Raw genomic sequence first — 10301 nt, 5'->3', positions numbered from 1 at the left:
TCCCGTTCAACGCCTCCATCACGAGCTACTGGATGGGGAAGATCCGCACCGAGAAGCCGGACGTGGCCGCGGCCATCCTGCGCGCGCTCGTCCGGCCCGCCGGCCGGCATCGACCTGCCGTCGGTGACGATCGTCGGGAGGCCCGGCCCGGGCGGCGACGTCGACCGGCTCGAGCTGACCGCCGGGCGGTGGGCCACCGGGCCGGGGGAGATGGTCTGGGCCGCCGACGATGCCCCGTTCGAGATCGGCGACGAGTTCGCGTTTCCTGGCGCGCCGGGCGCGCCGAAGCTGAAGGTCGTCGGCCACGCCCGCTCCGTCGGCCGCACCGGCCAGATCTGGGCGTCGCCGGCCACCGTCGCGGCGCTGACCGCGCCGGGCGGCGGCGGCTTCCAGATGCTGTACCGCTTCACCAACGCCGCCACCGACGCCGACGTCAACGCCGGCCGGGCCATCATCGAGGCCGCGGTAGGGCCGGGTGCCCTGCTGGGCACCGCGTCCTACCTGCGGGTCAAGACCGACGCCGAGCACGTCGCGGCCACGTTCGCCCCGTTCGTCGTCGCCTTCGGCGTGCTCGGCCTGGCCATGTCGGTGCTCATCATCGGCATCGTGGTCGGCGGCGCGGTCAGCTCCGCCACCCGGCGCATCGGCATCCTCAAGGCCCTCGGGTACACCCCGGCGCAGGTCGCCCGCGCCTACGTCGGCCAGGCCCTCATCCCGGCCACGATCGGCGCCCTGATCGGCATCCCGCTGGGCAACCTGGCCGCGATCCCGGTCCTGCGGGAGGAGGGCGACGCGTTCGGCGCCGGCGCCGACACCCTCGACTGGTGGGTGTCAGCCGTCGTGCCCCTCGCCGCGCTCGCCGCCGTCGTGGCCACCGCGTTCGTCCCCGCGCTGCGGGCCGGCCGGCTGCGCACCGTCGACGCGCTCGCCGTCGGCCGCACCTCGTCCGCAGGGCGCGGCCGCGCCGCCCGGCACCTGCTCGGCCGGCTGCCGCTGCCCCGCCCGATGAGCCTGGGCTTCGCCAACCCGTTCACCCGGCCGGGCCGCTCGGCGACGATCGCGGCCGCGGTGGCGCTCGGCGCGCTCGGCGTCACGTTCGGTGTGGGCCTGGCCCTGTCGGTCGGCGGCGTGCAGAGCGCGCTGAACCGCCGCGACGCCGGCGACGTCATGGTCTACCTCGCCGGCGGGCAGGAGGTCCACGTCAGCCGACCGGGCGAGCCGGCCCCGCCGACACCGGACCCGGCCGCTGTCGAGGCGGCGGTCAAGGCCCAGCCCGGCACCGCGCGGTACTTCGTCAGCCGCTACGGCGAGGCCACCGTCGCCGGCATCACCGGCATGACGGAGGTCGTCACGTTCGACGGCGACGCGTCCTGGGGCACGTACGAGATCATCGCGGGCCGCTGGTTCGGCGGGCCGGGCGAGGCGGTCGTGCCCAGCGCCCTCCTCGACACGGCCGGCGTGAAGATCGGCGACACGCTCACGCTGCGCAGCGAGGGGCGCACCGCGACCGTCCGGATCGTCGGCGAGGTCCTCGACCTCAGCTCCGACGGGCGGCGGGTCATCACCGACGTGCGCTCCGTGGCGGACCTGAACCTCAGACAGGACGCCAGGGGCGGCGGCGTGTACCACGTCGGCCTCGCCGCCGGCACCGACCTCAAGGCCTACACGGCCGCCCTCAACGCGGTCATCGAGGACAAGGGCGGCCACGCGGAGGTCAACGCCGGCGAGATCAGCGGCACCGTGGTGGCGATCGACACCCTGGCCGGCACCCTCACGCTGCTGCTGGTGGCGGTCGCCGGCCTCGGCGTGCTCAACACCGTCGTGCTCGACACCCGCGAACGCGTGCACGAGCTCGGCGTGTTCAAGGCGCTGGGCATGGCACCGCGGCAGACCGTCGCGATGGTGCTGACCTCCGTCGCGGGCCTCGGCCTGCTGGCCGGCCTGGCCGGGGTGCCGGCCGGGATCGCCCTGCACGACTGGGTCCTGCCGCAGATGGGTCACGCGGCCGGGACGCGGTTCCCGCCGCACATCCTGCGGGTGTACGACGTGCCGCTGCTCGTCCCGCTCGCCCTTGGCGGCCTGGTGATCGCCCTCGCCGGCGCGCTGCTGCCGGCCGGCTGGGCGGCCCGCACCAGCACCGCGCGGGCGCTGCGCACCGAGTAGCCCCACCCGCTAAGGTTTCGACGCATGGAGCTGCAGCGCAGGCGGCGGTCCCTCGGGCTCGCCCTCCTCGTCGTCGTGTTCGGACTGGTCGGCCTGGTCTGCGCGTGGGGAGCCGCCAACGTCGGATCCGCCGTGTTCTACGCCGGGGGCGGCGCCCTGGCCCTGGCCCTGGGCGCCGTGCTCGTGCGCGACGAGCTGCGGCCCTTCCGGTTCGCCATCTCCGAGCAGGGCGTGACGACGCGCGACGGCCTCGTGGAGTGGGCGGCCATCGAGCGGGTCGTGCTCGACGAGCCGACCCCGCCGGCCACCTCGGGCCCGCACCTGGTGCTGCAGCCCGGCGACCGGGTCGTGCTCAAGCTCCACGACGTCCGCCAGAGCGAGGACGAGATCGTCGAGGCCCTGCGGCGCTACGCCGGGGGCCGCTTCGACAACCGCATCGCCCGCCGCGGCGACCGTGCCGACTTCGGCATCGTGCTGCGCGGCTACGAGCAGGGCCGCGTCGACAACCTGCTGCGCCGCGCCGCCGACGCTCTGCTCTCCGGCGACCCGGCCCAGCGCGCGCGGGCCCGGGCCGACCTGGAGTACGCCGACCTGATCGTCGTCCTGCGCGGGTACGACCGCGCCCAGGTCGATGCCCACCTGCGCAAGCTGCACGCCCGCCTCGGCGACTGACATCGGCCGTCCGCCGTTGTGGTAGACCATAGACGGATGGATGCGTGACGGACTTCGGGGGATGCGATGGACGGGCGTACGACGGACTTCGTGGCGGCCTTCCAGGCGTTCCTGGACGAGGTCGTGCAGGACCATCGGCAGCGCCGGGAGGACGACGGCGAGGCGCTCCTTCCGGTGCTGCGCGAGCACCTGGGTGCCGATCCGCGGCGGCTGCCCGTGATCACCGAGGACGTCCCGGCGCAGCTGTTCGTCGATCTCGACATCGCGTTGAGCGAGGTGCAGCAGCGCGCGGAGCACCACCGGCTGATCGGGGTCGGCGGCGGGGAGCAGCGCCGCCACCAGTCGCTGAGCGAGATCCTCGACCATGCCGGGCGCTTCGGCCAGTTTCCCGTGGCCGCGGTCGACTACACGAGCATCGCCACCGGCCCGGACACCGCCCGCCAGGCGGTCACCTTCGGCCTGCGCCTGTTCGTCCACGACGGGGCTCCGGTCGCGGTGCTGCAACGCTCGGCGGAGCCGAGGTTCGGCCAGATCACCGCGCGGATGGAGATCGTCACTCCGGCGGAGGGCGTCGCGGCGGGCCTGATCGCCACCGTGCGCGCGCTCATGCTGGACCGGTCGGTGCTGCGCGGGCAGGTGCTGTCGCTGGGCGGGTCCTCCTACGAGCGGGGCGTCGGCGAGATCACCTTCCACCGCAGGCCGGCGGTGGGCCGCGACGAGATCATCCTTCCGGCGGGTGTGCTGGACCGGGTCCGCCGCCACGTCGCCGGCATCGCCGAGCACCGTGAGCTGCTGCGCGCGGCCGGCCAGCACCTCAAGCGCGGGCTGCTGCTCTACGGCCCGCCCGGCACCGGCAAGACCCACACGGTGCGCTACCTGCTCGGCGCGCTGCCGGAGCTCACCGTGCTGCTGCTGGCCGGCCCGGCGATCGCGTACGTCGCGGAGGCCGCCCGGATGGCGCGGGCGCTGCAGCCCGCCCTCGTCGTACTGGAGGACTGCGACCTGGTGGCCGACAGCCGCGACCGGCACACCGGCCCCCAGCCGCTGCTCTTCACCGTGCTGGAGACGCTGGACGGCCTCGGCGACGACGCCGACGTCGCGTTCCTGCTCACCACCAACCGGATCAACGTGCTGGAACCGGCGCTCGCCCAGCGGCCCGGCCGCGTCGACCTGGCGGTGGAGATCCCGCTGCCCGACGCCGACGCCCGCCGGCGCCTCATGCGGCTCTACGCCCGGGATCTGCCGTTCACCGCGGCGGCGCTGGAGCGTGCCGCGGACCGGACCGGCGGCGTCACGGCGTCGTTCGCCAAGGAGTTCCTGCGCCGCGCGGTGCTGATTGCCGCCGACGCCGGACACGCCCCCGCCGACGCGGACCTCGAGCAGGCGCTGGACGAGATGCTGTCCCAGGCCGAAGCGGTCACCCGCTCGCTGCTCGGCACCGCACCAGCACCAGCGCCGTCGCCGTTGCCGTCTCCGGTAACGAGCCCGAGCGCGCTGTGATCGTGCCTGCCGGTCAGTCCCGGGCCGCGCCGGCCATCTGGGCGATCAGCTCGGCCCGGGAGCGGATTCCCAGCTTGCGGTAAATGCTGCTCAGGTGGCCCTCGACCGTCTTGGGACTCAGGAACAGCGCGGTCGCGGCCTCCCGGTTGCGCAGGCCGCGCGCGATCTCCCGCGCCACCTGGAGCTCCTGCGGACTGAGCCGGCCGATCGGCGAGCTGCTCGGCGGTGCGGCGCGGCCGCCGGCGGCACGCAGCTCGGCGGTGGAGCGCTCCGCCCACCGTACGGCGCCGAGCCGAGCGAAGATCATGCCCGCGTCGCGTAGCGGCCGGCGTGCGGCGCTGCGCTGGCCGCTGAGCCGCAGGTGCTCGCCGTACGCGAGGAGCAGCCGGGCCTGCTCGAAGGGCGCCGGGACCGGACTGTCGTAGGCGAGTCGCTCGATGCGGTGTTCAAGGTCGTCGTCGATCTGACCGAGCACCAGCCGGCAGCGGGCAATGTCGATCTCTCCGGTGCGGTACCGGGTGCGGGCGACCCGCTGCTCGTACTCGGCCAGCAGCCGCGCCGCCGACGCGGTGGCGCCGGTCCGGTACAGCGCCTCGGTCAGGTCGGCAGCCCAGGGGAGGATGCCGGGGTGGCGGGCGCCGCACGATTCGAGACGGGCGCGTACGAAGCCGAACTGCATCTCCGCGGTCTCGTAGTCCCGGCTGCCCGACGCCAGCAGGCCCAGGGCCGCGGCGCCGTAGACCTCGACGGGCAGGAGCTGGGTGGACTGGGCGATCTCGACCGCCTCCGCCACGTGCTGACGGCAGTCCTCGGCCCGTCCGGTGGCCGCCTCGTACTGCGCCTGCAGCGTCAGCGCCCGTGCCTGGATGTTGCGGTGCCCCAGGTCGCCCGCCAGCCGGACGGCCTCCGCGGCCGTGGCGAACCCGGTGGCCCACCGGCCGGTACGGAAGGAGAGGTCCGCGTCGACGATACGGGAGAAGGACATCCGGTCGGGCGGGACGCTGTCGCCGTACTCGCGCTCGATTCGGTCCAGCACGTCGCGCGCCTGGTCGTAGTACTCCAGCCAGGGCAACGCGAGCGCGCCGAACGGCAACACTCCCGGTCCGTCGGGGATGCGGGCGAGCACCTGCGGCAACGGCACGCCGAAGGGCTCATCCGGGTCGGCCTCGGCCCGGCAGAACCGTACCCATCCGTGGGCGATACGGGCGGCCAGCACCAACTCGCCGCCGGTGGACCCGGACCGCTCGACAGCCTCCCGGGTCACGGCGTCGGCCAGCTCATAGTCGCCGCAGTGCAGCGCGGAGGCGCTCGCGTCCAGGCGCAGCAGCATGCTGAACTCCGCGTCGAGGTGGGCGATCCGGTCCGCGGTGGCCGTGAAGAGCGTCGTCGCGCGGCGGGCGTCCCCGCTGATGTTCCACAGGGCGCCCAGAATCCGCTGGGCCCGGGCCCGGGTCAGCGGGTCCCGCGCCGAAGCGGCCACCTCGGCGGCGAGCTCGGCCGCCGGCGGCGCCGCGATGAGCAGCGCGGCCTGCGCGGCGGCCAGCAGATGGGCGATACGCAGATCCGGGTCGGTGGCGAAGTGCGCCGCCCGCCGGAAAGCCATCGTGGCGGACTGCCACGCTCCCCGGGTACGGGCGACACAACCGGCGTCCGCCAGCGCCGCGGCCACCTGCGGGTCGGGTCCGATGGCGGCGGAGGCCAGATGGCCGGCGCGCGCCTCGACGGCCTGGTGTCCGGCCGCGGCGGCGAGCGCCCGGTGCGCGATCCGGCGGGTCGCCGGCGGTGCCTCGTGGTAGACCGCCGCCCGTACCAGCGGATGGCGAAACCCTGGCTCGGCGTCGAGGTGGATCAGGCCGGAGTGCTCGGCCGGCTCCAGGTCGTGCCGGGACAATCCGAGTTCCGACAGCGCGGCACCGACATCCGACCAGTGCGCGTCCTGCGAGGCCGAGGCGACAACGAGGGCCATCCGGGTACGTTCGGTCAGCCCGGCGAGCACCCGCCCCGCCGACTGCCGGATCGCCTCGCCGACCGGGAGCGGCTGGTCGAGCACCGCACCGGTGAGCGTGTCCGGGCCGAGCAGCTGGGGTATCTCCCGCAGCGCCAGCGGGTTGCCGGCGGCGGTGCTCAGGACCGCCTGCCGGATGAGCGGTTCGGTCAGCTGCGGTGCGGTGGCGGTGAGCAGCTCGGCGCTCGCTCGCGGGTCGAGCCCGGCCAGGCGAAGTACCGGGAGGCCGACCAGCCCCGATGTCGGTGGTTCGCCCAGAGTTGTCCGTACGGCGAACAGCAGGCCGATCGGATCGGCGGCGAGCCGGCGGGCCGCGAACCCCAGTACGTCAATGGTTTCCTGGTCGATCCATTGGGCGTCGTCGACCACCACGAGGGTCGGCTCCTCCTCCGCGGCGGAGGCGAGCAGCGCCAGCGTGGCGACCCGAAGGGCGAGCCGGCCGTCTGCGACGGGTTCCGCGGACACGGTCTGGTCCAGGGCGAGGGCACGTTCGATCGCGGTGCGCTGGGTGGCGGGTAGCTGGTCCCGGTGACCGATGATCGGCGTCAGCAGGTCGGCCAGGCCGACGAACCCGATGCGCGTGTCGGCCGGCATGCCGGTGGTGCGCAGGACCCGCATCCCGGTGGCCGCCCGGGTCGCCACTTCCAGCAGCGTGGTCTTGCCGACCCCCGGCTCCCCGGCAAGCACCAGCACCTCGGCCCGCCCCGTCCGGGCGGCCCGGACCACCCCTTCGAGCCGGGCCAACTCGCGCTCGCGACCGTACATCATCGGCCGACCATAGTTGTGAAGATCATCTTCCGCCAGCCGGCCGTCCGGAGTGGACAGGGGATTTCCCGCTGTTCGCCGGGTGCCTGGCCGCGGTTGGCTGGTGTGGTTTGTCACGTACGCGCAGCGCCCGCCGCGTGACCGGCCGGCCGCGCTGAGCGTCCGCGCCGGTAGCCACGGGTGATCAGGAAGGAAAGAGAACGCAATGCGTAATTCGGTGCGAATGTTCGCGTCCACGGCCGGACTCGTCGGGGCGCTCGCGCTGGCCGGCTGCGGCGGATCGGACGAACCGGCGGTCGGCACCCCGCCGGCAGCCCCGACGGCCGCCCAGGCGGGGGGCGGCCCCGTCGCGGCCGAACCGGTGGACACCTGTGCCCTGTTCACGCCGGCCGACGCCGCCACCGTGCTGGGCAAGCAGGGGCTGCAGCCGACGTCGCGGAAAGCCGAAGGCTCCCTGCTGGGCGGCTGCAACTACACCAGCGCGGACGGCACAGGCGCCGACATCACCGCCCGTCCGGCCAAAGAGTGGGACGCCACCAAGAAGGCGTACAACGGCACCCCCGTGAGCGGGGTCGGCAAGGAGGCGGTCTGGGCTGACAAGGTCGGACTGCTGGTGCTGCCGGAGGGCAAGCCGTACTTCTTGCACGTTCTGGTCATCGCGAAGGTGGCACCACTCTCCCTCGACAAGGACGGTTCCATCACGGCCGGCAAGATCGCAGCCGGTCGCTGAGCATCCCGGGCGCGAGAAGCGACATGACATCGACAAGTGTTTCCACCTTCCGGGCGGCTTCGTGGCGGCCCGCGGTACGCGCGGTGGCGCTGCTCGTCACGGCCGGGATGATCCTCGCCGGCTGCAGCGCCAAGCCGTCGTCCGAGCCGAACCGCGGCGGCAACCAACGATTCCCGACCACGGGCATCGACACCGAGCGGATCGGCGCACCGGTGTCCGTCAACGCCGGCGATCCTGCCGCCGCCGCCACCCTCGCCGAGCTGGTGATGCAGGGCGGCCCGGAGGGAACCGCCGCGCTGGCCACCGCGGTCAACCTCGCCGGGATCACGATCACCGGCGCCAACGGCAAGGTCTTCCGAGGCCCGGCAAACCCGGCGATCGGCCGGACGCTCCAGGCCGGTGAGGTCGGCCTGCTCGCCTCGGCGCAGATCCGGGGCGACAGCCGGCTGCTGATGGCCCCGATGCTGGCCGCCGCGATCGGTGCGCTGGACCCGCAGGCGCGACTCGACGAAACGGCGATCATGAACGGCCTGCTCACGGACCTGCGCACCGCGGCGGCCGGGAAGAACGCGACCGATGCCTTCATCGCGACCTTCGTCATCGAGCTGGAGAAGCGCGGCGCCACGCCGCGGGATCTCACCGCGGACGTCGCCGACCCGGCAACGCTGCGGGTCGGCCCGGTGGCCGCCACGCTGTTGCTGCTGCGCCTGACCACCAGCATCCAGGCGGCGTTCCCGAAGGACGTGGTGAAGGCCGCGCCGCGCGGCGGCGCGACGGCGAAGCCGGCCGGGAACGCCGCGGGCAAGGGCAGCTACCGGCTGGCCGGGGAATCGGCGCTCGACTGCGCCGTCACCCCGTCCGAGGGCGTCGACGACTTCATCTACGACCGGCTGGGTGATCTGGGATCGGCGGCGGGGGTCAACGTCGCGGCAATGGCCGCGGCGAAGGCCGGGCTGTCCAAGTTCGGCGCGGAGGCGCTGGGTCTGGTCGTCTCGACCGTGCTGGGCTTCGCGAAGCTCATCGTCGCCGGCGCGTTCTTCAAGCCGACGATGGAGATGTCGCCGGAGAAGCTGGAGCGCACCCGCAGCGCCGGCCAGGACGGGGCGAAGGCCGTGGTGAAGGTGACCCTCCAGTTCGACACCCAGGGCTGGGAGGTCGCCAACTGCTTCCGGAGCATCCTCTCCGTGATCGGCCTGGACTTCTCCTTCAAGGGCAGCGGAGCGGTGAAGAACGCCGAGGTTGTGTGGAAGCCGGGGGACGGGTTCAGCGCAGTGTCCAACGGGCTGCCCCTGGTCAAGATCGACCAGGCGACGCCGGTCGGGGTGGCCTATGAGAAGACGAACGACAAGGGGCAGGCCGCGGCGACCGTGATCGGCCACCGGCAGCCCAGACAGGTGCCGGACACGGCCAAGAAGGTGGAGAAGACCTTCCACCTCGCGGGTACCTACAACAGCAAGCCGGACGACTACTGGGAAGACCTGTTCGAGGCGCTCGGCATCGTCGGAACCGTCGTGGTCGGCGGCCCCGCCGGCTGGGCGGCGGGCGCCATCAAGCTGGCGCTGAGCGCGCTGGAGCGCGGTGGCTGGTACGAGTTCGGCAAGTCCTTCCCGGTGACCGACTACGGCGGTGACTACCGGATCGACACCACGATCGGCGGGATCACGTTCACCGGTACGGCATGCGACGGCCCCGCCGGCATCTGGGACATCAAGCTGGCCGGCAAGGTCGGCTCTCGAGAGGCCGGATGGACGTACACGGGCAGCGCCAAGGCCAACGTCAACGCCGACGGTACCGGTCCGATCTCCGGGGTGTTCAAGGGCACGTCGAGCACGATCACGGGGTTCGGCGCGTTGAACAGCTCCTCGCCGTTCAACGGGACGGTGAAGGTGCACGACGCCGGCCAGACCGCCTGGATGGAGATCAAGTTGACGGGTGCGGGCTCGGAGCTCGCCGGGCCGAACGGCCTGATCTCTACGGGCGGGGGCGCCGGTACCTTCACGCTGCCGGTCGATGTCGGCAACTTCTGCGGGACCTGAATCCGTGTGCCCGCCCGGGTCGGTGGAAAATCGGGTGCCGGTGTGGCGGGGCGGTGGCTACGTTACGTGCATGAGCCCTGACCCGACGGCCGGAGCGCGGCTGGAGTTCCGCACCGATCCGGGCGAGTTCCTCGCGGCGGCCGGCGACCACCTGGCCGCCGATCCGGTCGTCAGCACGGTCGTGACCTCGGTCGCGCACCGGCTGCTGGCGCGGCGGGCCGAGGGGATCGCGCAGCCGGACCGCGACTGGTGGCTGGTGGTCAGGGACGGGTCCGGCGCCGTGGTCGGCGCCGGGATGCGGGCGGCTCGGTTCGCGCCGTATCCGCCGTTCCTGCTGCCGATGCCCGGCGAGGCGGCCGCGGCCCTCGGCCGCGCGCTGCATGAGCGGGGGGAGGAGGTGCTCGGGCTCAACGGGGCGCTTCCCGCCGTC

At 73.5% G+C, this 10301-nt stretch carries 6 protein-coding genes and 1 pseudogene; 6 read left to right on the top strand and 1 reads right to left on the bottom strand.

From position 1 onward, the window contains the following. Nucleotides 1–123 precede the first annotated feature (123 nt). The 3 genes from ABT297_RS41565 to ABT297_RS41555 all read left to right on the top strand — a co-directional run bounded on the left by ABT297_RS41565 (nt 124) and on the right by ABT297_RS41555 (nt 4335). Nucleotides 124–2163, top strand: a complete 2040-nt coding sequence (locus ABT297_RS41565; protein ID WP_350559206.1) for an ABC transporter permease — start codon at nt 124–126, stop codon at nt 2161–2163. Between the two features lie 24 nt (nt 2164–2187). After that, nucleotides 2188–2835, top strand: coding sequence for a hypothetical protein (locus tag ABT297_RS41560; protein WP_350559203.1), 648 nt, complete (start codon nt 2188–2190; stop codon nt 2833–2835). Nucleotides 2836–2901: 66 nt separating this feature from the next. Then, entirely contained in the window at nt 2902–4335 is a 1434-nt protein-coding gene (locus ABT297_RS41555; protein ID WP_350559200.1) for an AAA family ATPase, read from the top strand. A 13-nt stretch (nt 4336–4348) separates the two neighbouring features. Here ABT297_RS41555 and ABT297_RS41550 read toward each other — a convergent pair whose 3' ends face one another. Continuing rightward, on the bottom strand, nt 4349–7108 hold the full coding sequence (locus tag ABT297_RS41550) for an AAA family ATPase (protein WP_350559197.1): 2760 nt from the start codon (nt 7106–7108) through the stop codon (nt 4349–4351). A 202-nt stretch (nt 7109–7310) separates the two neighbouring features. Between ABT297_RS41550 and ABT297_RS41545 the strand changes: the two genes are divergently transcribed. The 3 genes and pseudogenes from ABT297_RS41545 to ABT297_RS41535 form a co-directional block, all read left to right on the top strand. After that, nucleotides 7311–7835 (top strand): hypothetical protein, encoded by a 525-nt coding sequence (locus tag ABT297_RS41545; protein WP_350559194.1) that lies wholly within the window; start codon nt 7311–7313, stop codon nt 7833–7835. 23 nt (nt 7836–7858) lie between these two features. Then, the gene (locus ABT297_RS41540) at nt 7859–9871 is read left to right on the top strand and encodes a hypothetical protein (RefSeq protein WP_350559191.1); all 2013 of its coding nucleotides are present in this window, start codon (nt 7859–7861) and stop codon (nt 9869–9871) included. A 70-nt stretch (nt 9872–9941) separates the two neighbouring features. Continuing rightward, nucleotides 9942–10301: pseudogene (locus ABT297_RS41535) on the top strand (GNAT family N-acetyltransferase); the annotation flags it as partial.

The organism is Dactylosporangium sp. NPDC000555 (genome assembly GCF_040300025.1).
In the GTDB taxonomy this organism is placed as follows: domain Bacteria; phylum Actinomycetota; class Actinomycetes; order Mycobacteriales; family Micromonosporaceae; genus Dactylosporangium.
This window is presented reverse-complemented; position numbering and strand designations above follow the sequence as displayed.